Annotated in this window: 24 protein-coding genes and 1 pseudogene; 15 read left to right on the plus strand and 10 right to left on the minus strand. The window is 59.1% G+C overall.

The window, feature by feature from the left end; translation table 11 throughout:
* Positions 1–201 precede the first annotated feature (201 nt).
* The 4 genes from LT988_RS07890 (at position 202) to LT988_RS07905 (ending at position 1,590) form a co-directional block, all read left to right on the plus strand.
* Positions 202–450 (plus strand): type II toxin-antitoxin system VapB family antitoxin, encoded by a 249-nt coding sequence (locus tag LT988_RS07890; RefSeq protein WP_232409628.1) that lies wholly within the window; start codon positions 202–204, stop codon positions 448–450.
* Positions 447–866: a PIN domain-containing protein gene (locus LT988_RS07895; protein ID WP_232409629.1), complete on the plus strand. Its 420-nt coding sequence runs from the start codon at positions 447–449 to the stop codon at positions 864–866. Before LT988_RS07890 ends, LT988_RS07895 begins: the two co-directional genes overlap by 4 nt.
* 266 nt (positions 867–1,132) lie before the next feature.
* The gene (locus LT988_RS07900) at positions 1,133–1,339 is read left to right on the plus strand and encodes a hypothetical protein (RefSeq protein WP_232409630.1); all 207 of its coding nucleotides are present in this window, start codon (positions 1,133–1,135) and stop codon (positions 1,337–1,339) included.
* On the plus strand, positions 1,336–1,590 hold the full coding sequence (locus LT988_RS07905; RefSeq protein ID WP_232409631.1) for a type II toxin-antitoxin system RelE family toxin: 255 nt from the start codon (positions 1,336–1,338) through the stop codon (positions 1,588–1,590). The genes LT988_RS07900 and LT988_RS07905 overlap by 4 nt, the downstream gene beginning before the upstream one ends.
* A 623-nt stretch (positions 1,591–2,213) precedes the next feature.
* Here the strand turns inward: LT988_RS07905 and LT988_RS07910 are convergent.
* The 3 genes and pseudogenes from LT988_RS07910 to LT988_RS25535 all read right to left on the minus strand — a co-directional run.
* Complete coding sequence (locus LT988_RS07910) at positions 2,214–3,257, minus strand: LPO_1073/Vpar_1526 family protein (protein ID WP_232409632.1); 1,044 nt, start codon at positions 3,255–3,257, stop codon at positions 2,214–2,216.
* Between the two features lie 695 nt (positions 3,258–3,952).
* Positions 3,953–4,729: a hypothetical protein gene (locus LT988_RS07915; RefSeq protein ID WP_232409633.1), complete on the minus strand. Its 777-nt coding sequence runs from the start codon at positions 4,727–4,729 to the stop codon at positions 3,953–3,955.
* A gap of 263 nt (positions 4,730–4,992) precedes the next feature.
* Positions 4,993–5,142 (minus strand): annotated as a pseudogene (locus LT988_RS25535) (transposase domain-containing protein); the annotation flags it as partial.
* A gap of 119 nt (positions 5,143–5,261) precedes the next feature.
* On the opposite strand from LT988_RS25535, the gene LT988_RS07920 reads away from it, so the two are divergent.
* From LT988_RS07920 to LT988_RS07930, 3 genes are read left to right on the plus strand one after another with little or no spacing between them, the layout of a single operon-like run.
* A complete protein-coding gene (locus tag LT988_RS07920) occupies positions 5,262–6,503 on the plus strand; it encodes a tyrosine-type recombinase/integrase (protein ID WP_232409634.1) in 1,242 nt (413 codons plus the stop codon).
* Positions 6,500–7,426: a tyrosine-type recombinase/integrase gene (locus LT988_RS07925; protein WP_232409635.1), complete on the plus strand. Its 927-nt coding sequence runs from the start codon at positions 6,500–6,502 to the stop codon at positions 7,424–7,426. Before LT988_RS07920 ends, LT988_RS07925 begins: the two co-directional genes overlap by 4 nt.
* On the plus strand, positions 7,423–8,424 hold the full coding sequence (locus LT988_RS07930) for a tyrosine-type recombinase/integrase (protein ID WP_232409636.1): 1,002 nt from the start codon (positions 7,423–7,425) through the stop codon (positions 8,422–8,424). The genes LT988_RS07925 and LT988_RS07930 overlap by 4 nt, the downstream gene beginning before the upstream one ends.
* Here LT988_RS07930 and tnpC read toward each other — a convergent pair.
* The 7 genes from tnpC to LT988_RS07965 all read right to left on the minus strand — a co-directional run bounded on the left by tnpC (position 8,313) and on the right by LT988_RS07965 (position 14,018).
* Positions 8,313–10,136, minus strand: coding sequence for an IS66 family transposase (gene tnpC / locus LT988_RS07935; protein WP_332460556.1), 1,824 nt, complete (start codon positions 10,134–10,136; stop codon positions 8,313–8,315). The genes LT988_RS07930 and tnpC overlap by 112 nt on opposite strands.
* Positions 10,137–10,490 carry an IS66 family insertion sequence element accessory protein TnpB gene (gene tnpB, locus LT988_RS07940; protein ID WP_269752113.1) on the minus strand — a complete coding sequence of 118 codons (354 nt, stop codon included), beginning with the start codon at positions 10,488–10,490 and terminating at the stop codon, positions 10,137–10,139.
* A complete protein-coding gene (gene tnpA, locus LT988_RS07945) occupies positions 10,487–10,846 on the minus strand; it encodes an IS66 family insertion sequence element accessory protein TnpA (protein WP_232409638.1) in 360 nt (119 codons plus the stop codon). The genes tnpB and tnpA overlap by 4 nt, the downstream gene beginning before the upstream one ends.
* Positions 10,847–11,240: 394 nt before the next feature.
* Entirely contained in the window at positions 11,241–11,426 is a 186-nt protein-coding gene (locus LT988_RS07950) for a hypothetical protein (protein ID WP_232409639.1), read from the minus strand.
* Positions 11,427–11,440: 14 nt separating this feature from the next.
* The gene (locus LT988_RS07955; RefSeq protein ID WP_232409640.1) at positions 11,441–12,193 is read right to left on the minus strand and encodes a DUF4760 domain-containing protein; all 753 of its coding nucleotides are present in this window, start codon (positions 12,191–12,193) and stop codon (positions 11,441–11,443) included.
* 127 nt (positions 12,194–12,320) lie between these two features.
* The gene (locus tag LT988_RS07960) at positions 12,321–12,635 is read right to left on the minus strand and encodes a hypothetical protein (RefSeq protein ID WP_232409641.1); all 315 of its coding nucleotides are present in this window, start codon (positions 12,633–12,635) and stop codon (positions 12,321–12,323) included.
* 534 nt (positions 12,636–13,169) lie between these two features.
* Positions 13,170–14,018 (minus strand): NAD(+)--dinitrogen-reductase ADP-D-ribosyltransferase, encoded by an 849-nt coding sequence (locus tag LT988_RS07965; protein ID WP_232409642.1) that lies wholly within the window; start codon positions 14,016–14,018, stop codon positions 13,170–13,172.
* A 179-nt stretch (positions 14,019–14,197) separates the two neighbouring features.
* Between LT988_RS07965 and nifH the strand changes: the two genes are divergently transcribed.
* The 8 genes from nifH (at position 14,198) to LT988_RS08005 (ending at position 21,112) form a co-directional block, all read left to right on the plus strand.
* Positions 14,198–15,082, plus strand: coding sequence for a nitrogenase iron protein (gene nifH, locus LT988_RS07970; RefSeq protein ID WP_232409643.1), 885 nt, complete (start codon positions 14,198–14,200; stop codon positions 15,080–15,082).
* Between the two features lie 310 nt (positions 15,083–15,392).
* Positions 15,393–16,877, plus strand: coding sequence for a nitrogenase molybdenum-iron protein alpha chain (gene nifD / locus LT988_RS07975; RefSeq protein ID WP_232409644.1), 1,485 nt, complete (start codon positions 15,393–15,395; stop codon positions 16,875–16,877).
* A 136-nt stretch (positions 16,878–17,013) separates the two neighbouring features.
* Entirely contained in the window at positions 17,014–18,585 is a 1,572-nt protein-coding gene (gene nifK, locus LT988_RS07980) for a nitrogenase molybdenum-iron protein subunit beta (protein ID WP_232409645.1), read from the plus strand.
* A 216-nt stretch (positions 18,586–18,801) separates the two neighbouring features.
* Complete coding sequence (gene nifT / locus LT988_RS07985) at positions 18,802–19,020, plus strand: putative nitrogen fixation protein NifT (protein ID WP_232409646.1); 219 nt, start codon at positions 18,802–18,804, stop codon at positions 19,018–19,020.
* Between the two features lie 14 nt (positions 19,021–19,034).
* Positions 19,035–19,235 carry a 4Fe-4S binding protein gene (locus LT988_RS07990; RefSeq protein WP_232409647.1) on the plus strand — a complete coding sequence of 67 codons (201 nt, stop codon included), beginning with the start codon at positions 19,035–19,037 and terminating at the stop codon, positions 19,233–19,235.
* A gap of 96 nt (positions 19,236–19,331) precedes the next feature.
* Positions 19,332–20,039 (plus strand): dinitrogenase iron-molybdenum cofactor biosynthesis protein, encoded by a 708-nt coding sequence (locus tag LT988_RS07995; RefSeq protein WP_232409648.1) that lies wholly within the window; start codon positions 19,332–19,334, stop codon positions 20,037–20,039.
* On the plus strand, positions 20,036–20,305 hold the full coding sequence (locus tag LT988_RS08000) for a DUF6129 family protein (RefSeq protein WP_232409649.1): 270 nt from the start codon (positions 20,036–20,038) through the stop codon (positions 20,303–20,305). The genes LT988_RS07995 and LT988_RS08000 overlap by 4 nt, the downstream gene beginning before the upstream one ends.
* 486 nt (positions 20,306–20,791) lie before the next feature.
* Entirely contained in the window at positions 20,792–21,112 is a 321-nt protein-coding gene (locus tag LT988_RS08005) for a hypothetical protein (RefSeq protein ID WP_007192132.1), read from the plus strand.
* Positions 21,113–21,184 lie beyond the last annotated feature (72 nt).

Below are 21,184 nucleotides of genomic sequence, written 5' to 3' on the forward strand. Positions count from 1 at the left end.
TCGCCCGCAAGCTCGATTCGGAGTGGTCTGGCGATGGAAACAGATTAGCTCAGAGATGCTTGAAAACAAGACCTGACCCCAACTCCCCCTCTGCACGTGCACGCGGCCGTCCCTCAGGTAATCGTTGCCATCTTGCCAGCAGAAAAACTCAGCCCTAAGCTGGAGCTTTACTCGAACCCTCAAGACGACAGGAGGCGATCGATGGCTGAACCGCAACTCTCCGTGCGCAGCGCCAAGGCACGCGAACTGGCCCATCGGCTTGCGCGCTACGAACGCCGCTCGGTGGCCGAAGTCGTCGAGCGGGCGCTGGAGATGTACCAGGCACGGCAGCTCGGACACGAGCCTGCACGGGCGTTCTATGAGAGGCTGGCGCGGGATTGCGCGACCGATGTCGATCTTGAGGCGCTGGTCCGCGAGGAACGCAAACCCCATACGGGCATCGACCTTTGATCTTCGCAGACACCAACGTGGTGTCGGAAACGCTGCGCAAGACGCCCGACAAACACGTCCTCGATTGGCTGATCCGTTTCGACGCCGAGATCGCCTTGCCCCCCGTAACCATCGCGGAAATCGCCTTCGGCATCGACAAGATCCGCACGGACCAGCGTGCCGCGCGACTGACCCGAGGGCTGGAGGACTGGCGCACCCGATTCGTCGACCGAATTTATCCGTTCACCGAAGCCGCCGCCCTCGCCTACGGAACGATCATGGGCGGAGCGAACAGGCGAGGGCGCCCTCTGAGCGCGCCGGACGGCATGATCGCTGCGATCTCGATCGTCAACCGCAGCGCCCTGGCGACCCGGAACATCGCCGGCTTCCGGGCGATCCCTGAGCTTGAACTCGTGAATCCATGGGATTTCCGCTGACCTGGGCAGGAACCGCCCGTGCGTCGCTCCGAGGCCAATAGCCGGCTTCAGTGCGGGCCAGCACAGCAAGCCCGGCTGAACCTGCAGCTGCTCGCTGTGCTCCCTCAGGCCTCGGCACCATGGCGGCGCGGAGCGTCCGATCAGGCTTGCTGCACCGAACGCCAAAATATCGTATTACAAGACCTGACCCCGCCACCTCGCTATCGCGTTCCGCCTCAAGGCTTAGGGGTATAATCCGCCAATCGCGAAGCAAGCTGGACGATACGATGATCACCGTGCACGAAGAGTACCTAGTCGACGAAGCCGGCAACCGTAAGGCCGTCGTCCTACCGTTTGACGCATGGCAGCAGATCAAATCAGAGCTGGAGGAGCTCGATGACATTCGCGCATACGACGAGGCCAAGGATCAACCCTCGGAGCCGATGCCGTTCGAGGAGGCGATGCGCGAGATTGCCGAGGGAAGGCTCGATTGACCTACGCCATATTCATCGAGAGGCGCGCCCAACGTTCACTGTCACGAATCGCCGGACAGGACCGGGACCGGCTATCCAATGCCATCCGCCGGCTGGCCGATGAACCCAGACCACAGGGAGTCAAGAAACTCAGCGGACGAAACGCCTGGCGGATTCGTGTCGGTGATTATCGCATCCTCTACGAGATCCACGACGAGCGTCTCCTGATCATGGTGGTGGACGTCGGCCACCGGCGAGAAATCTACCGGTAGGACCGACGCACGCCATGGCGAATGGCGATTCCGGCGCCGAGCCAGATGCCGGAGCCTCTCGGTAGATGCCAGAAAACCCAGCCGCCTCCTTGCCTTCCGGCAAGTGGCCGAACCGCGTCTCCGTTCCGCCCTGCGCGGGCTAGTAATCTTCGCGATTTTCGCGATCTCCGCGAAATGTGAGACCCCGTGCCCTAACACCTTAGCTCAGCGATGCTGGAAAACAAGACCTGACCCCACCGCCTTTACTCTGAGCGCGCCGGACGGCATGATCGCTGCGATCTCGATCGTCAACCGCAGCGCCCTGGCGACCCGGAACATCGCCGACTTCCGGGCGATCCCCGAGCTTGAACTCGTGAATCCATGGGATTTCCGCTGACCTGGGCAGGAACCGCCCGTGCGTCGCTCCGAGGCCGATAGCCGGCTTCAGTACGGGCCAGCACAGCAAGCCCGGCTGAACCTGCAGCTGCTCGCTGTGCTCCCTCAGGCCTCGGCACCATGGCGGCGCGGAGCGTCCGATCAGGCTTGCTGCACCGAACGCCAAAATATCGTATTACAAGACCTGACCCCGCGGCCCCTCATTAGCGCGGCCCCTCATTAGCGCCAGTGTCCGCTGGAATCCCTTATTAAAGCCAGATTGACAAATCTGCCTCAAATCCGACCTTCTTTCTAGAATGCGCGTGAGCTATTGCGATGCCTACACTAGTTAGGTCAAGATGTTCAAATGTTGATTTCGTTATATCTTCAAGGAACTTCTCAAACTTCGGGCATATTGATTTCAGGTAATCCGTTGCCTCTTGCTTGCTCATCATTTCGCTACTATTTATCTGTATTAATTTATTGGTGTTATCTTCTGAGATGGCCTGCTGCTCGCAAAGGATTCGGATTATGTCGTCATTCATTCCTCTTGCCTGAACAAGATTGACGTTGTGCTGACATGGAATAATGACGTGCCAGATGTTTGGGCTTTCTTCTGCTATTTCGGCTAGTTGATCTCTTTCAAATCCTTTGCAGAATATGGCATTATAGTTCTGCATTAAAGTATTTACAACGTCTCTTGAGCCCGCCCTTATGGCTGCGCAGCCAACATACTCAATATGCCTGTAGTTTGACGCCTTTTCGCCTACGGCATCTGCGAATACTAGTACAGCATTGTTCAGATAATCAGAAAACATCTGAAGATTGGTGATATTAAGTCTTCTCGTGTAGTAGAGATTAAAAAAACAAGCCAATATATCGAGTTGCACACCATTCAATTTCGGTGCTATTGAGAGAGATTCATTTAGAACTACTTGAAGTAGACTTCTTTCTTCTTCTCTGGAGCGATCAACCAATATATCAACCAGAATGTCTCCCAACTCCTTATCACCAGAGCGAGCATATTCCTTTTGTGCTTGAAATAAAGAATGTTGGAAATCCGGGTCTTCAGACGCCTTTAGGCCTTCTGGATTCTTTACTGAAAGCTCTTCTAGAAACTGCTCCGTAATCTCTTTTGCTCGCTCATCAGCAGTGTCTTTGGCTGCACCAGCAAGTTTGTAGAAATTAACTTCGAATACCTCTAACGCAATTTCTTTAACATGTGCAATCGACAGGCCTGTGTTTACGGTTATGCTTTCCGCCTGTAAATTCACAGAGTTGTCGCCTGATTCTTGTGTTTTCTTACTTATCATCACTTTCCTTGTCTTTATTCGAGATGTTGATACTACCGCCAACCTGAACATTTGTTGAGTTGTCGCCGCTTTTTTGCGTCATTTTTGTGCTGGATGACGTTCGGACCAAAAACCACGAAATGACTGAAACCCCGACCCCGCTGAAGATCCATTCTTTATTGTTGACTATGTAATCTAGCACTAGACTCTCCATTTTAAGATTCAACGTGTTCTAGATTGCGAGCATGTTTTCATGTCCTAGACCGCATGCTGTCCAGTAACCATGTCACCGCAAAGGCGCCGTGCCGCTCCCCCGTCTCAGGAGATGCTGGACCGACATAGGCGAGCCCTCAAGAGCTAGAGTAAAAAACCCTCAAGCGATCGGCAATCGCTCCAGGCAGTTCGGCTTTCGCTTCGCTGTCTTCGTCCGGTCCATGACCTTAGCTTTCCCCGCAACGTGTGCGAGAAATATAGCACGAGATTCCGGGCACGCCCGAGTCACACATGCACCTTGGCGGGGAACCGACGATTTTCTGGGGTTCCATCGAGCCACTGGCCGGGTGTCTACTCCCAACGGAGCGGCCCCCTCGCCTTGTGAGCGTGCTTGGGTGCGAGAACATAGGTCGCGCCATTGATTAATGTCGGCTAAATGGTGAGCCCTTTCTTCATGAAACAGATGGCGATTTAATTCGACCAGGGTGTACTAGAGACATTTGTTAGTGGCTTTTGCGAAGGCTTGCCTCCAATGCTTTTAGAAGACCTGGCGCAGACTGCCTAACAAAATCGACTTGATCAGATGTTATATCTTCACCATGCACCGCATAGTTACAAATTGATATGACCTCTTGTATACCGACCACAATCTCTCTTGATATATAGTCTGATCGCCCCAATTGATTTAGCATTTTTCCGACAGAGACTCTTCTAGTATCAAGCCCAAGTGCTATCGAGTGCCGGCGAAGTAGCTTTTCGAAGGCCAACCTAACCTGAAACATCTCTGTTTCAATCGAATCAGCATACCTCCCGCTTAGATTGTCTGTATCTTCTGGCTTTATACCTAGCTTGGCTAGTGCATCTTGTATCTGAGCCGTTAAATCCGGGATTTCCGAATCCTTTGGTGGTTCGGGACTCGTACGTATATATATTTGGTTATTGTTAGCGGAAGAAACCTCAATAGAAGAAGTAACTTCGGTTTTTAGGATGGCTAATTGATGGGTCAGGTCCTTCTTTAACTCTTGAATATCTTGCTTAAGCTTAATTCCGAATATATCCATTTCTTGAAAAATGGGAGCGAGGCAGATACCAATCCATACAATAAATACCATTGAATCAAAATAAGTCGGGTTCCCGCCTATTAGATCTTCCTGTCTGCTAAACAGAAAAGAGCCTACGACAACCACAAGGACAAACCACCAAAATAACTTAAAGTTTTCCGTGTTTTTCATAAACAACTCGATTCGCGTGGTTGCCTTATAGCCTGCTTTTGATTCCATACACCATCTCGGTACTAGGCCGCATTTAGTCACGTACCCTACGCAGTGAGTCATCCTCCCTACGATGCAGTAAGCCAAGGTCCTGCCAGCCTCGGTTCACGCTATCTCAAAGCCCCATGCCGGGTACGGATACCATTGCGGGGGTTTCCAGGCACCTTCATGCCACACATGGACCTTGGTGGGGCATCGACGTCTTTCCAGGGTGCCATCGAACAAGGGGCCGGGTGTCGACTCCCCACGGAGAAGCGTAAGCGTCCGGGCAACTACCGGATTTCCCCTTCCCTTTTGAGGTCGTCCATTTTCAGATTGTGCGGCAGCAGCGCCGCGACCGCCTCGGGGGACTTGGCACCGGGCAGGTGCTCGAAGAGGTGGTTGAGGTAGGCCCAAGGCTCCAGGCCGTTGGCCTTGGCGGTTTATGCCGCCCGCCGAACTATGCCGAGCGGCGAAACTATTGCCGGGAACCGCCGAAAGTCCATTGTGACGAATTCGGCATAGTCTTGTATCTCCGCGTTCAACACCGGAGGGCAAGATTATGTTGGCGGAAGAGTACTTGCGTAAAAGTCGGCTATTCAAAAGTCTGAAGTGCGGGCCCGACGGACATGTGATCGATCTCTACACAACCCGCCTGGTCAAGGAGGGGCTCGCTCGCCAGGGCACCTGGCGATGTCTGAGTCTAGTCGATGGTCTTTTGAAGTGGCTGACCGGCAGCCGCTTGGAGCTTGCTCGGCTCGATGAGCACGTGCTCGAGCGCTACCTGAGGCACCGAGGCCGCAAGCAGTCTATCCAGACGGGCGACCGAGCCGCGCTGAAGCGCCTACTTGAGGTCCTGCGAGAAGCGCAGGCGATTGCGCCTGCACCAGTGCCGCCGATGTCGTGGGATGAGGAGATTTTCGAACAGTTCGCCGATGACCTGCGACATGAACGCGGGCTGGCACCGACGTCCATCCTCCGCCACCGACCGATCGTTCGCCGGTTTCTTCGCGAGGTATGTCCCGCCGGCGCCGGCAATCTCGACAACATTGGACAAGAGGATGTCATCGGCTACGTCGAGCGCCACGCCCGGGACGCAAGCGCGGCGTCCGGGAAGGCCATGTGCTGGTCCCTGCGTGCCTTTCTGCGCTACCTCTACCGGCGCGGGGCGAACCCGAGGGAACTTGCCGACTGCGTGCCTTCCATCCGGGGATGGCAGCTGACAGATCTGCCGACCGCTCCGTCCTGCTCGCAAGTTGAGAAGGTTTTGGCCCAGTGCGATCGAACGACAGCGTTAGGACGGCGCGACTATGCCATCCTCCTGCTGCTCGCCAAGCTCGGTTTGCGCGCCAACGAGGTTGCGACCCTCACGTTGGACGATATCGACTGGCGGTCCGGGGCGATGCGCGTTCGCACCAAGGGTCGGCAGCAGACCTGGATGCCAATCCCCGCCGATGTCGGCACGGCCATCGTTGCCTACCTGCGTGAGGATCGACCGGTGTCCGATTCTCGCCAGCTGTTTCTGCGGATCTTGGCGCCCCACGTCGGTTTTGCCTCCGGGTGCGCCATCACGATGATTGCCCGGGCTGCGCTCGAGCGTGCGGGAATCAGCGGCTTTGCACACCGAGGGGCGCATCTGTTCCGCCACAGCCTTGCCAGCGAGCTGCTGCGCTCCGGCGCCACCTTGTCGCAGATCGGCCAAGTGCTCGGACACGCGCATCCCGACACCACGCGCATCTATGCAAAAGTCGATCTCGAGGGGCTTCGGTCGTTGAGCCTTCCTTGGCCGGGAGGTCTGCAATGATCGCGCTACGCTGTGCACTCGAGCACTACCTGAGCATCCGCCAAGGGCTCGGTTACAAGTACCGGCATCAGGCGCGGCGACTGGCCGACTTCGTTTCATTCATGGAGCGGCAAGGGGCTGTCACCATCACGACCAAGCTGGCTTTGGCTTGGGCGACTTTACCCGCCGATCGGCACGCTTCCTGGGCCTTGCGGCTGAGCGACGTCCGTGGCTTCGCGCGTCATGTTGCGAGCATCGACCCGAACACGGAGGTGCCGCCCACCGGAATCTTGCCGCCTGTGAAGCGCGCCAAACCCTATCTCTACAGCGATGTGGAGATCCGTGCGTTATTGGCCGCCGCCCTGGCCCTGCCACCCGACGATGCCCTGCGGCGGTGGACCTATCATTATCTGTTCGGGTCGATCGCCGCGACAGGCATTCGCCTGTCCGAATCGCTCGGACTTCAGCGCAGCGACGTCGACCTCGACGAGGGCGTGCTGACCGTGCGAGAGAGCAAGTTCGGCAAGTCCCGGCTGGTGCCGGTGCATCCGACGACCTGCGCAGGCTTGCGCGACTACGCCCGGCGGCGGGATGCGCACCTCGGATCGCCGCGCGGGCCGCACTTCTTCGTTGCGGAGCGCGGCGGCGCATTGCTACCCCAATATGTCTATCGTGTCTTCTGGCGGCTATCGCGCGAGATCGGACTGCGGCAAGCGGGTCAGCATACCGGCCCCAGAATCCATGATTTACGCCATAGTTTCGCGATTCGGACGCTCCTCGGCTGGTATCGCGACGGGCTTGACGTTGCGCAGCGGCTCCCGCTGCTTGCGACCTATCTTGGCCATGCCAGCGTGCGCGACACCTACTGGTACCTCTGCGCCTGTCCGCAGTTGATGGGAGAAGCCGCACGGCGCCTCGACCGACGCTGGGAGGGACGGCCATGAGCGCAAGCCCCAGTGCCGCCCCGCTCATCGAGCGCTACTTCACCGTTCGACTGATGCGGCAGCGCGAAGTCAGTGCGCACACGATCGCAGCCTACCGCGATACGTTCCGGCTCCTGTTCCGGTTCGCCCAAAAACGGCTCCGCAAGCTGCCGTCGGCGCTCGCCCTCGAAGATCTCAATGCCACCCTCATCGACGCGTTCCTGGCCGATCTCGAGACCGCGCGCGGCGCGAGTGTCAGGACGCGCAACTTGCGCCTGACGGCGATTCGATCCTTCTTTCGCTTCGTGTCTTTCGAGGAACCGGCCGCCAGTGCGCTGATTCAGCGCGTTCTCGCAATCCCCGCCAAACGGCATGACAAGCGCCAAATCGATTTCCTGACGCGGACCGAGATCGATGCCATTCTTGCCGCACCCGACTGCACGACATGGCTGGGATGTCGTGATCGTACCTTGCTGCTGCTCGCGGTTCAGACCGGCTTGCGCCTTAGCGAGCTCGTCAATCTGGATCGGGCATCTGTCCATCTCGCAGCACCGGCTCATGTGAGGTGCCTTGGCAAAGGCCGGAAAGAACGCTGTACGCCGCTCCCTTCGGCCACACAGGAGGCACTCAAGACGTGGCTCAAGAAGCCGGTGCGGTGCGACGGGGACGCGCTGTTTCCCAGCATGCACGGTGAGCGGCTGAGCGCCGACGCTGTCCAGGCACTCCTCGCCAAGCATGTCCGCACCGCAAGCGCGCGCTGTCCATCCTTGGCATCCAAGCGCGTATCGCCGCATGTACTCAGACACAGTACGGCCATGGAACTGCTGCAAGCGGGGGTCGATTGCTCCGTGATCGCGCTGTGGCTAGGCCATGAATCCATCGAAACGACGCAGACTTATCTGCATGCTCACCTCGAACTCAAGGAAGCGGCCCTGGCCAAGCTCGTACCCCACGAACTCGGCGAGCCCAGCCGCTTCCAAGCGAGCGACCAGCTGCTCGCCTTCCTGGACTCTCTGTAAGGCATCAGACTATGCCGAATCGTGCCTCTGTCCGCACCCGCTTCTGCGCGGCAAGTCCGCGCAACCGGCGGGCTGCGGCCAAGACCGTTCGGCATAGTCCGGCGGGCGGCATAAACCACCTTATGCCGCGCACGGCATAAGGCGGTTTCGATCAGGCTGTAAAGCAGCGCGCTCGTCTCGGCGCCCTTCGGACTGCCGGCGAAGAGCCAGTTCTTTCTCCCGACCACAAAGGGCCGGATGGCGTTCTCGGCAATGTTGTTGTCGATCTCCAGGTGCCCGTCCTCGAGAAAGGTGATGAGGATCGGCCATTGGCCGAGGGCATAGCCGATGGCCTCGCCGAGCAGACTTTTGGGAAGCACGCGGGTGGCGGTGCGATCCAGCCACTGGCGGATGCGCATGAGGATCGCCCTGCTGTGCTCGGCACGCCCGCGCAGCCGGGTCTGGGGATCGGCGTCGCGCAGGCGCCGCTCCACCGCATAGAGCTCCGCGATCAGGGCCACCATCTGCTGCGCGGCACCGGCGTTGCGCCCGTTGGCGGCATCGACGAACTTGCGCCGCACGTGCGCCCAACACCCGGCATGGCCGATGACTCCGGGCGCAGCGGCGAGGACACCATAGGCGCCGTAGCCGTCGGATTGCAGGTAGAACGGCAGCGGCGGCGGATCGACGTCGGCGGGGAACAGCACCCGACGGGGAACCTCCGCGGCCCGACTCGGGGCATACTCGAACCAGCGCACCGGTGTGTCCGGCGGCCCGCCGCAGAACACCCACATGTAGGAGTCTTGGGTATTCTCGCGACCGGGCTCGCGCAGGACCTGCACCGGTGTCTCGTCGATATGCACCACCGCTCCGCGGCGCAGCAGGTCTTTCAGCGCCGCGGCGACGGGTTGCAGCGGGGCCTGCAGTTGGATGAGCAAGCCCGCCATGGTCTGGCGCCCGAGCGCGATGCCCTCGCGGGCGAAGATCGTCTCCTGACGATACAGCGGCAGGGCATCGACGAACTTGGCCGTCACGATGGAGGCCAGCAGCGAACTGTGGGCGATGGATTTGGGGATGATCTGCGCCGGACGCGGGGCGATCTTCACCCCGACCTCCGCGCCCGGCACATCTTCGTTACGGGCAACGTATTTGGCGCGCTTGTATTCGATGACGTCGGTCTGGCGGGGGATGACCGCCAGTTGCTCGGAGCTGTCGTAGCCGATCAAGACCCAGTCCTCGCCCATGGCGGCTTTCTCCGCCTCGGGCAGATCCAGGATACGCTCGACCCGCGGCAGATGGCTCGGCAGCGGCCGGCGCACCGGCTTGCCCTTGGGCGGCGCGAGGGTGTCTTCGGCGGGTGTCGCCGGCGGCGGGGTGTCGGCCGGCAGCTCGGCTTCGAGCGCGGCGATCAGCGCCTCGAGCTCGGTCTCGTCAAACAGCCCGAGCTGACTCTCGGGGATGCGATCGGCACTGCGGCCGAAGCGCTTGCGCCGCAACAGCTCGATGTACTCGAGCAACTGGTCAATACGCCGGGTCTGCTGTTGCAGGGTATTGGCGTGCTGTTCCAACTGCAGCGACTGTTCGGCTCGCTCGCGTTCGGATTGCGCCAGTTGATCGCTTAACCGGCCAATGATCCCGTGGAGGACCCCGGGGTCATTCGGAAGCGTTTGAAGGGGGCCGTCCATGACGTGAATGATACCGGAATACCGACCTTGATTCGAGCGTGATGGCATTTAAAGCAGATCGAATTCAGCCCGCCGATGGGCGTTGACACGGCGCGGATCGAGCCCTTCGAGCAACCAGCCCAATTCGCGGATCGAGAGCATGACCGGTGTGACGCTCTGCGGCGCCGGCCACCAAAACCGCTCGCGCTCCAACCGCCGATACCACAGCCAGAAGCCGTTGTTGTGCCAATAGAGAATCTTGAGCTTGTCGCGGCCCCGATTGCAGAAGACGAACAGATGATCCGAGAACGGATCGGCCTGAAGGACATCGACCACCAAGGCCGCAAGACCGTCGATTTGTTTGCGCATGTCCGTGGCTCCTGCGGCCAGATACACCTGCGTGCGTGCACCGAAGCCGATCATGCCGTCGTGCGCTGCGCGAGCACATCCACCACCCGCGCGAGCGTGGCGCTATCGCACCCGGGCGGGACCTCCAGGCGCACGCCGTCACCGAAGACGACGGTCAGCACCCGATCACTGCGCGGCGGCTCGAGGGCGTCGCCGAACTGCACCGGCAGCAAGCGCACCGGCGCCTCGGCGTCGGATCGCGCCGGCCCGCCGCACGCGTGGTGCTCCCGGCCGAAGACGGCCCGCCACCGCGACAGGCTACCGGTCGAAATGCCGTGACGTTCGCAGTACTGTGCCTGCGTCAGACCACTGCCCGGCCAGCCCCGGACCAACTCCCGCCACTGCTCGCGACTGCGCCGCTTCTCTGCCATGCTCTTCTCCTCGGTGCGTGGAACATGGCGGCATCTTGCAGATGGCGCAGTGCGCGGGATAGATGTATTTCGCTGGACGCTTACGGAGAAGCCACATCGCCTCGTGAGCGTGCTTGGGTGCGAGAACATAGGTCGTGCTATTGATCGGGGTCAGCTAATTGGTGACCCGGTTGCCCAGTGCCCAGCATGTAGCATGCGTAGTACATACCGATGTTGCCTGTTACTTGCGTCTCTCACTTCATGCAGTAGTTTGTAGGCTAACGCCGCAAGTAACCGGATCACAAAAGGCGCCAGCCTTTTGTGGATCCGTGTGCTCTTATCTTGTTAACCCATGCATTGATAGCGAGCCGAGAAACTCGCCACTTTATATGATGCTTATCCTGGCAACCGAAAACTATTGCTCTTCTTCATTCTCGGAATAGATATCAGTTATCTGGAGACTTACAACATAAGCTGCATTTTCCTTTTTTAGCTCCGACATTTCCTCTACACGAATCTGTGGTGATCGGGTTAGAAGAACAGCCAACCTCTTAGCTTCCATTTTGTTGTCCGTTGAGATCACGATGGTTACATCAGTCATCTTCAGCTCTCCGTCTATGTATATGAGTCTTTATTAATCGGTTCGGGGGTATACGCATGGTTTATTCGACCTCTGGGATCGGGGCGCAATCTTCTTTGTTCTTCAAAATCATGGATTAACTCTCTAAACTCAACATATGCATACTGATTCTTTACTTGGGCAGACTCTATATATGTACTCATTCGCCTGTATATCCTTATCAAATACGAGCCAGACATACGGTAGATCATGTCCTTATCAAATACTTCCGTGTTTGCGCCAACGGACAAATGCTCTAACCAGCTAAGAACTTCTCTAACCAATCTTTGCAGATCTTTGTCGGCATCAATCTTTTCAATGTCCCCATCTGACAAATTATTATTTCCAAATGCATCATTTAGTGCACGCCGGCCTTTGCTCCAAATTGGTCGAACGGCACGCATATAATCGATCGTCGCTTGCTTTCTCCTCCTATCGTGATCGGCAAGCATTGTATTGTTTAACGTTTTTTGCGCGCTTTCCTGCGCTTCCGCCGCTCTTGCAAGTTCCTTTCTCGTAAGTTCAAGTTCAAGCTTCTGAAGCTCAAGCTGGTTTGCTTGAAGAAAAATCGCATAAATTACACCAGCGAACGCAAAACCACTGAAAAGGGTATTTACGACGCCAAACATATCTCCGAACGCGCCGCGATCAGCGAGCGTATCGAACGAATTATATACCGAAATAGCAAAAACCGCCTGTAATGTCACGACAACAAGAATCAGAATTACTAAATGCCGATGCTTACTCATGCTCAATGTACCCTTTTTCAGGATGTCAATATGGCAGACGGATTTCTCGGACTAGTATTGATCGGCTAACGCCACGCGTAACAGGACCCCAAAAGCGACGCTGCGATCCATTTTTCACGATCCATATTCACGCGTTTGTTAGCTTGTTTTCAAAAAGATTCAAAAAGTGTGCAATATATCCCAAAAACACCGATGCTAAGCCCGAAGCAGCTATAGCCACCTGAGGATACAAGGTAACGACCTCGAACTTGGTAAAGGCAGTTGTAAACCAAGCTCCGGCGAAAACGGGAATGAAAATAATCGCTGAACCCAGTAACGAACTCAAAGACTGGTTGGCATTCTGAAAGCGATAAAGCATTAATCCTGCGACAAAGCAAATACTAAGCAAGAATTTCCATAGATGCCATTCAGACTGCGATTCGATTTGTGCGAAGCCTAACACGCGTTAGTTACTCGCTTGAATTTTGCATCTACATTTTCAACAGCCTTCAGTAATGCGCCGGATAGTCGTTCTCTTTCTTTTGGGTTCTCTCGCCAGCCATTTTGCCAGCTAGCCAGAGCAATCATTAATTCGTCAGAAAATCCCATTTCTATCCCTTAGGTGTGTAGCTGACCTCGCGAATACATATAGTGTTCTTGCTTGCACACGTACTGTCCCGTACGAGATCGCATGCAGTCTCGTACCCAGGTGGCATCCAGAGCCCCTCTCGGTTCATGCTTGAACGACACAGCCCACCCCCCAAGAGCCAGACTCAAAAAAGCCGAACCCCTCGGTTGCTCCAGGCGGTTCGGCTCTTGCTGTCTTCGTCGAGTCTTTGACGTTCGTTTCCTCCGTAGCGTGTGCGAAAAATATATCACAGGATTCGGAATCCGGCCGTCACGTCAGGCGCCCGCATCAATCGAGCGGCACCGGAAGGTCCCAGATCACCCACCCCCGTCCCACGCCCCTGTCCAAAACCCGACACCCTCTCGGACCTCAAAGCGTACTGATCGAAACCTCATACACCCCCCCAACCACCACAAACTCATCCTCCCCCTTCAGCATCCCCGGCAGTAGCCGATTGAAGAAGAAGATCTTCGGTAGGGGCACCTCCGCGATGAGGATGTAGTCCCCGAACTCGTCGGCGCGCTCGCGGCTGCTGGTGAAGCTGTTGAGGTTGTTGAAGAGCACCCGGTAGCGCCCGCCGCCGAGGGTTTCGAGGATCTCGTGCTCGTCGATGCGGTTGATGCCGCGGTAGAGGCTGAGGTGGGTCTCTTCGGGGTGGGCCTGGAGGAGCTCGTACTGACAATAGGTATAGAGGAGGTCGAGCTGGGCCTCGAGGGCGTTGGTGGCATAGAGGCCGCGGGTGCCCTCGGTGACATAGCGCTCGTACGCCTCGCTGTGTCTGCCCTGGAGCGGTCCGGCGTGGTGTCGGGCGAGCAGGCCGAAGCGGCTCTCGACCCAGCGTTTGAGGATGGCGCCTTCGCGGCCGTCCGAGTCGAAGGACCAGCCGCGTGCCATGCGCAGATAGTTGGCGTTGATCCGTTTCTTTTTGGTCTTGTCCTTCGCGAGTCCGGCCTCGTCGAGATGATCGAGAAGGAAGTGGGCGCTGACGTAGTCCTGAAAGGCTTGGGAGCGTGCGGCGTGCTGCGGGATCGGCGCCAGGGTGCGAAAGAGGTCCGCGTGGAAGTTGCGAATGCCGTCGAGCTCCAGCGGGACCGGGTGTTGTTGGTAGGTCAGGCTGCCCAGGATCACGGCGGGGAGGTTGCAGTGATTGATGGGGAGACGGGCGTTGGCCGGGAGCGTGGCGGGCGGCGGTTGTTGGGTTTGTCGGTTGTTATCCATACATGCCTTGCGGCTTTGTCGGGGATGCCACCAAACCGGCGACATCTGTGAGCCATTAACAACTCCATTTAAAACATGATGATGGAGCGCATTGGCGTGGTTGGCATATGGTTTGCTGAAAGGCTCGTGAGGCAAATTTGTTCAACGCCCGCGAGAGCGGACCTACAGGAGACCACCCCATGGCTATGCGTCAATGTGCCATTTACGGCAAAGGCGGAATCGGCAAGTCCACCACCACTCAGAACCTCGTGGCCGGTCTCGCCGAGCTCGGCAAGAAGGTCATGATTGTCGGTTGTGACCCCAAGGCCGACTCGACGCGCCTGATCCTGCACGCCAAGGCACAGAATACCATCATGCAGATGGCCGCTGACGCCGGCTCGGTCGAAGACTTGGAGCTGGAAGACGTGCTCAAGGTCGGCTACGGCAACATCAAGTGCGTCGAGTCGGGCGGCCCGGAGCCGGGCGTGGGTTGCGCCGGTCGCGGTGTCATCACGGCCATCAACTTCCTCGAAGAGGAAGGCGCTTATGAAGACGATCTGGACTTCGTCTTCTACGACGTGCTCGGCGACGTGGTCTGCGGCGGGTTCGCCATGCCGATTCGCGAAAACAAGGCGCAAGAGATCTACATCGTGTGCTCCGGCGAGATGATGGCCATGTTCGCGGCCAACAACATCGCCAAGGGCATCGTGAAGTACGCAAGCTCCGGCTCGGTGCGTCTGGCCGGCCTGATCTGCAACAGCCGCAACACCGCCCGCGAAGACGAGCTGATCATGGAGCTCGCCCGCCAGCTGGGCACGCAGATGATCCACTTCGTACCGCGCGACAACGTCGTGCAGCGCGCCGAGATCCGCCGCATGACGGTCATCGAGTACGACCCCAAGGCCAAGCAGGCGCAAGAGTACCGCGACCTGGCCAACAAGATCATCAACAACACGAAGTTCGTGATCCCCACGCCGATCACCATGGATGCGCTCGAAGATCTGCTGATGGACTTCGGCCTGATGGATGGCGAGGACGAGAGCATCGTCGGCAAGACCGCCGAAGAAGAGGCGGTCGCGGCCTGAACCGCGTCTCTCGGTGACATGCGCTGTCTGCGTTTGGGTTTGACCTTGGTGGTCCCTGCAGCCCTCGGCGGGGCGCGGTTCAGGATGATTGAAGACTTAGGGATGAGTTGGCGCGGCTTGGCGATGAAGGCTGCCGGGAGCGAGGTTTCGCTTGGATGAAGGCAACGCGGGTCAGGCCGGAGCGGGTTCGGCACGGGGATTGTTGTTTTGAATGGACACGGCGGGTCGATGCCGCTGTCCCTTGTTCTTCCATTTCTCAACGCGCGACCGTCGGCGGATTGGCCGCGGCGCCGAATCGAGGAAAACCAGTATGTCAGCATTGACTCGCGAAGAGACCCAAGCCCTCATTCAAGAGGTGCTCGAGGTCTATCCTGAAAAGGCGAAGAAGGATCGCGCCAAGCATTTGGCGGTCAACGACCAATCGGTCGAGCAGTCCAAGAAGTGCATCACCTCCAACCGCAAATCCTTGCCGGGCGTCATGACCGTGCGCGGGTGTGCCTATGCCGGTTCCAAGGGCGTGGTGTGGGGTCCGATCAAGGACATGATCCACATCTCGCACGGCCCGGTCGGCTGCGGCCAGTATTCGCGTGCCGGGCGTCGCAACTATTACGTGGGGACGACCGGCGTCAACACGTTCGGCACCATGAACTTCACCTCGGATTTCCAGGAGAAGGACATCGTGTTCGGCGGCGACAAGAAGCTCGACAAGCTGATCACCGAGATCGAGGGGCTGTTCCCGCTGAGCAAGGGCATCACTGTCCAGTCCGAGTGTCCGATCGGTCTGATCGGCGACGACATCGAAGCGGTCGCGAAGAAGCAGGGAAAGGCGCTCGACAAGCCGGTCGTGCCGGTGCGTTGCGAGGGTTTCCGCGGCGTGTCTCAGTCACTGGGTCACCACATCGCCAACGACGCGATCCGCGACTGGGTCATCGGCAACCGTGACGGCGACGAGTCCTTCCAGGTCGGCCCCTACGACGTGGCGGTGATCGGCGACTACAACATCGGCGGCGACGCCTGGTCCTCGCGCATCCTGCTGGAAGAGATGGGCCTGCGCGTGGTTGCCCAGTGGTCGGGCGACGGCACCCTGTCGGAGATGGAGCTGACCCCCAAGGTCAAGCTGAACCTGATCCACTGCTACCGCTCCATGAACTACATCTCCCGTCACATGGAAGAGAAGTACGGCGTGCCGTGGATGGAGTACAACTTCTTCGGCCCGACCAAGATCGCCGAGTCCTTGCGCAAGATCGCCGGCTTCTTCGACGAGACCATCCAGGCCAACGCCGAGACGGTCATCGCCAAATACACGGCCGAGTACGAGGCGATCATCGCCAAATATCGCCCACGCCTGGAAGGCAAGAAGGTCATGCTCTATGTCGGCGGCCTGCGTCCGCGCCACGTGATCGGTGCCTACGAAGATCTGGGCATGGAAGTGGTCGGCACCGGGTACGAGTTCGCGCACAACGACGACTACGACCGCACCATCAAAGAGATGGGCAACGCGACCCTGCTCTACGACGACATCACGGGCTACGAGTTCGAAGAGTTCGTCAAGAAGGTCAAGCCCGATCTGATCGGCTCCGGCATCAAGGAGAAGTACATCTTCCAGAAGATGGGCATCCCCTTCCGCCAGATGCACTCCTGGGATTACTCGGGTCCGTATCACGGCTACGACGGCTTCGCCATCTTCGCCCGCGATATGGACATGACGATCAACAACCCCTGCTGGAAGAAGATGCAGGCCCCTTGGCAGCAGTCAGGCGATCAAGAGGCTGCACCGATGGCCGCCAGCGCCTGATCTCGAGGCTTCGTCCGCCAGCCTTTTGTCACCGGCTATCCGCCGGAGGCTGGCGGCAGGCGGCTCGAAAAAGACACCGAACGCAGTCCCAACCATGTCGTTGTCCGCGGATGAGCGGCGCGGCAGGAGCACACTCATGAGCCAAACCACCGACCAGATCAAACCCAGCTATCCCTTATTCAGGGATGCAGACTATGTCGAGAACCTCGCGAAGAAGCAGGGCGGCGTGGAAGAGCGCCACTCCGACGAGAAGATCGAAGAGGTGTTCCAGTGGACCACGACCAAGGAATACCAGGAGCTCAACTTCAAGCGTGAGGCCCTGACCGTCAACCCGGCGAAGGCGTGTCAGCCGCTTGGCGCCGTCCTCTGCGCCCTCGGGTTCGAGAAGACACTCCCCTACGTGCATGGCTCGCAGGGCTGCGTGGCGTATTTCCGCACCTATTTCAACCGTCACTTCAAGGAGCCGATCGCCTGCGTATCCGACTCCATGACGGAAGACGCGGCCGTTTTCGGCGGCCAGAAGAACATGATGGACGGCCTGCAGAACGCCCGTGCGCTCTACAAGCCCGAGATGATCGCGGTCAGCACCACCTGCATGGCCGAGGTCATCGGTGACGACCTCAACGCCTTCATCGGCAACGCCAAGAAAGAAGGGTTCGTCCCGGACGAATTCCCGACCCCGTTCGCGCACACACCGAGCTTTGTCGGCAGCCATACGACCGGCTGGGACAACATGTTCGAGGGGATCGTCCGCTACTTCACGCTCAACACGATGGACGATAAGGTCGTCGGTTCGAACAAGAAGATCAACCTGGTCCCCGGGTTCGAGACCTATCTCGGCAACTACCGCGTCATGCACCGCATGATGAAGGAAATGGGCGTCGACTACAGCCTGCTGTGCGACCCGACCGAGGTGCTCGACACCCCTGCCGACGGTGAATATCGCATGTACGACGGCGGCACCAGCATCGATGCGGTGAAGGATGCCCCCAACGCGATCGACACTCTGCTGTTGCAGCCCTGGCAGTTGCCGAAGACCAAGAAATTCGTCCAGATCACCTGGCAGCAGCCGGCAACCCCCATCCACATCCCGATGGGATTGGAGTGGACCGACGAGTTCCTGATGAAGGTCTCCGAGCTGACCGGAAAGGCCATCCCCGAGTCGCTGGCCAAGGAGCGCGGTCGTCTGGTCGACATGATGACCGACAGCCACACCTGGCTGCACGGCAAGAAGTTCGCGCTCTACGGCGATGCCGACTTCGTGCTCGGGATGGTCAAGTTCCTGCTCGAGCTGGGTGCCGAACCGACCCACATCCTCTGCAACCACGCCAACAAGCGTTGGAAGAAAGAAGTGGAGGGCGTGCTCGCGGAGTCGCCTTACGGCAAGGAGGGGAAGGTCTATACCAGCTCCGACCTCTGGCACTTCCGCTCGCTGTGCTTCACAGACAAGCCGGACTTCATGATCGGCAACAGCTACGGCAAGTTCATCCAGCGCGACACCCTGCACAAGGGCAAGGAGCATGAGGTCCCGCTGATCCGGATCGGCTTCCCGATCTTCGATCGGCACCACCTGCATCGCATGACCACGTTGGGCTACGAGGGTGCCATGTACATCCTCACCACCCTGGTCAATGCCGTGCTCGAGCGCCTGGACGAAGAGACGCGCGAGATGGGTGTAACGGACTACAACTACGACCTGGTGAGATAGCCTGCTCGGGCGGCGCTCTGCGCCGCCCGAGGATGCGTTGGGAAAGCGATTCGCCGTGAATCTTGGATTCAAGTCCATCTCCCCGAACCCGGCACGGAATCCGTCGTACCCGGGGCTGGACCCCACCGCCAAGCCGGCACTCCGCTGTTCCCTCACCATCCCTTCCAGACGAGACGCTCGGCGCACCCCTTCAAGACGACGAGAGGCAACCCACTGATGCCCAATGTGATGATTCGTAAGAACGACGCGGGAGAACTGCTCTTCTACGTCGCGAAAAAGGACATGGAGGAGACGATTGCCTCCGTGGAGCTGGATGACGCCGAACACTGGGGCGGCGAGGTGGAGCTGACCGACGGGTCGCGTTGGTATATCGACCCGATCAGCCCGCCCCCCGCGTTTCCGACCACGCTGCGTTTTAAGCGCGGCGACGAGTAATCAGGAGAATCGACATGGCCCTGCAAATTATTCGCGAGCTCTGCACCGCCTGCGGCGACTGCGAGCCCTTGTGCCCGACGCAATCCATCTCGGCCTGGAAGGGCGTCTACCGCATCGACGCCAACACCTGCAGCGAATGCGAGGGTGACGGCGAACCCGGCGTGCCGCAGTGCCTCGATGCCTGCATGGAAGAGGACTGCATCGTCCCGGCTTGAACCGTGCGTGGCGTGACGAGCGGGTCGAGAGGGTTTTCGGTCGCTCGTCCCATCACGCAATCCATCTCCTACCCATAGCAGACAGGACCGAATCCGATGTCCAACGACACACTCTCCGACGATATCGCGCTGCGCATCGGCCTGGCCGCCCGCACCCTCCCCGAACCGGATCCGGCGCGCCTGATTCGTGTCCTCGCCGACGCCGTGGGCCTGCCGCCCACCGCGACCACATTGGACACCCTGCGGGTGAAGGATCTCAAGCAGGCCGCCGACGGGGAGTTGGGCGATCTGGACACTGATCTGCTGAAATCCATGCTGGCCATCCTCAAGGGCGAGACCGGGGAGACCGTCGCGCCGGCTCCGCCGATCGAGCCCTATGCCGAGGGCGACATGCCCGGCTCGGTTCGGGTCGCCTGCGCATCGAACGGAGGCGATGAGCTCGACGGACATTTCGGGGCCGCGCGGCATTTCCTGGTCTACCAGGTCTCGGCGAACGAGATTCGCCTGATCGACGTGCGCGAGGTCGACGAATCCGGAACGGTCGAGGACAGGAACGGCCAGCGTGCCGCCTTGATCGCCGACTGTCAGGTGCTCTATGTGGCCTCGATCGGGGGTCCTGCTGCAGCCAAGGTCGTCAAGGCCGATATCCACCCTATCAAAGACGCGGCGGGCGGAAGCGCGAGAACCCGCATGATCGCCCTCCAGCGCATTCTCGGCGAGAAGGCCCCGCCTTGGCTCGCCAAGGCGATGGGGCAGTCGCCCGAAGAACGGGTTCGATTCGCGCGCTCGGAGGATGCGGCATGATCGCGGGGGAGCGACTCGACCAGATCACGGAGGTGGTGCGCCGAGCGGGGCTCAGCGCAGAGACCCTCGGCGCCTTGCGGGAGACCTTCACCGATATCCATTTCACCCATTGCAGCGATGACGACATCGGCGTCGGGAGGCCTGTTCGCAGCGCCGAGGGCTTCAAACTCTACCTGGTGGATGGACGAGAGCACTGTCTCGTCTTGACCGACGACCCGGCGAACGCCACCGGCGTTGTCCTTGCCGAGGTCGAAGAGCAGGATTGACCCTCGGTGATGAGGTGCCGCATCGCTCTCGAATCAGGTTGATCAGACTCGGGTCGGCAGGCGATAGGCAAGTCCTGCAGGCGACACAAGACGGATAAAGTCTGCCCGAGATGTCCGCGCAAACGGTGAGGCCCTCTCCGAAAGGCAAGCCACAGCATGGCCTCTCTCCCTGTCCGATGCCGCGGTCCCTCGCGCCTCGCCCACCGTGTCTCCTTCGGTGTTAAAATCCGCCCGCTCCGTGCCGGACCTCGTCCGTGCCGGTCATGATGTCGTCCAAACCGGAATCGATCCTCGCGTCACGCTATACCGAGCTCAGGTGGGTTTTTCGGAAAGCAGGGTGCGTCCCGCGCTCGCCGGTACAGGGCGCGCCTAGGAGGCGAAGCGCCGGCCCGGCGTGCGCGGGGCGCGCAACGCGGCGAAAAACCCACGTGCGCTCGGTCAATTTATTTCGCCCGGCTTGGGCGATCAATCTGGTGGAGAAACCCCATGAAATGCGCAATGTTGGTGACCGGAAACGGTCCGATCGTGATCGTGACCTCGTACGACTCGCTCGAAAATCCCGATCTGCTGGAGCGTCTGAAGGATAAAGGCATCCCGAAATTCCTGGCGTACGAGATCCCGATGGAGTTGGCACGGGAGCGCTACAAAGGCCATTTCGAGAAGGTCATGAACGGGTTTACCGAGTCGGACAGCCTCCGAGTGCTCGATCACAACGGACATCGCGCCTTCAATCTCTTCACCTGGGCGGAGCTCGGCACCCCCCTTGCCCACGAAAGCCCGCTCGACGACCTTTATCACCAACACTGATTCCTCGGCAAGGACCGCCGCACGCAGAGATGCGCCGAGCGGCGGAGGACAGCCGACGCACCGCAAAGGCGC

The organism is Thiocapsa bogorovii, assembly GCF_021228795.1.
Lineage (GTDB): Bacteria > Pseudomonadota > Gammaproteobacteria > Chromatiales > Chromatiaceae > Thiocapsa > Thiocapsa bogorovii.

Bases quoted from the DNA above. Each gene is read 5' to 3' on its own strand.
- tnpB (WP_269752113.1), bottom strand. From the start codon at position 10,490: ATGATCGGCTTCGGTGCACGCACGCAGGTGTATCTGGCCGCAGGAGCC.
- LT988_RS07995 (WP_232409648.1), top strand. From the start codon at position 19,332: ATGTCCAACGACACACTCTCCGACGATATCGCGCTGCGCATCGGCCTG.
- LT988_RS07920 (WP_232409634.1), top strand. From the start codon at position 5,262: ATGTTGGCGGAAGAGTACTTGCGTAAAAGTCGGCTATTCAAAAGTCTG.
- tnpC (WP_332460556.1), bottom strand. From the start codon at position 10,136: ATGCCATCACGCTCGAATCAAGGTCGGTATTCCGGTATCATTCACGTC.
- LT988_RS08000 (WP_232409649.1), top strand. From the start codon at position 20,036: ATGATCGCGGGGGAGCGACTCGACCAGATCACGGAGGTGGTGCGCCGA.
- LT988_RS07990 (WP_232409647.1), top strand. From the start codon at position 19,035: ATGGCCCTGCAAATTATTCGCGAGCTCTGCACCGCCTGCGGCGACTGC.
- nifH (WP_232409643.1), top strand. From the start codon at position 14,198: ATGGCTATGCGTCAATGTGCCATTTACGGCAAAGGCGGAATCGGCAAG.
- LT988_RS08005 (WP_007192132.1), top strand. From the start codon at position 20,792: ATGAAATGCGCAATGTTGGTGACCGGAAACGGTCCGATCGTGATCGTG.
- LT988_RS07925 (WP_232409635.1), top strand. From the start codon at position 6,500: ATGATCGCGCTACGCTGTGCACTCGAGCACTACCTGAGCATCCGCCAA.
- LT988_RS07910 (WP_232409632.1), bottom strand. From the start codon at position 3,257: ATGATAAGTAAGAAAACACAAGAATCAGGCGACAACTCTGTGAATTTA.
- LT988_RS07955 (WP_232409640.1), bottom strand. From the start codon at position 12,193: ATGAGTAAGCATCGGCATTTAGTAATTCTGATTCTTGTTGTCGTGACA.
- LT988_RS07965 (WP_232409642.1), bottom strand. From the start codon at position 14,018: ATGGATAACAACCGACAAACCCAACAACCGCCGCCCGCCACGCTCCCG.
- LT988_RS07900 (WP_232409630.1), top strand. From the start codon at position 1,133: ATGATCACCGTGCACGAAGAGTACCTAGTCGACGAAGCCGGCAACCGT.
- nifK (WP_232409645.1), top strand. From the start codon at position 17,014: ATGAGCCAAACCACCGACCAGATCAAACCCAGCTATCCCTTATTCAGG.
- nifT (WP_232409646.1), top strand. From the start codon at position 18,802: ATGCCCAATGTGATGATTCGTAAGAACGACGCGGGAGAACTGCTCTTC.
- LT988_RS07915 (WP_232409633.1), bottom strand. From the start codon at position 4,729: ATGGAATCAAAAGCAGGCTATAAGGCAACCACGCGAATCGAGTTGTTT.
- nifD (WP_232409644.1), top strand. From the start codon at position 15,393: ATGTCAGCATTGACTCGCGAAGAGACCCAAGCCCTCATTCAAGAGGTG.
- LT988_RS07950 (WP_232409639.1), bottom strand. From the start codon at position 11,426: ATGACTGATGTAACCATCGTGATCTCAACGGACAACAAAATGGAAGCT.
- LT988_RS07930 (WP_232409636.1), top strand. From the start codon at position 7,423: ATGAGCGCAAGCCCCAGTGCCGCCCCGCTCATCGAGCGCTACTTCACC.
- LT988_RS07890 (WP_232409628.1), top strand. From the start codon at position 202: ATGGCTGAACCGCAACTCTCCGTGCGCAGCGCCAAGGCACGCGAACTG.
- tnpA (WP_232409638.1), bottom strand. From the start codon at position 10,846: ATGGCAGAGAAGCGGCGCAGTCGCGAGCAGTGGCGGGAGTTGGTCCGG.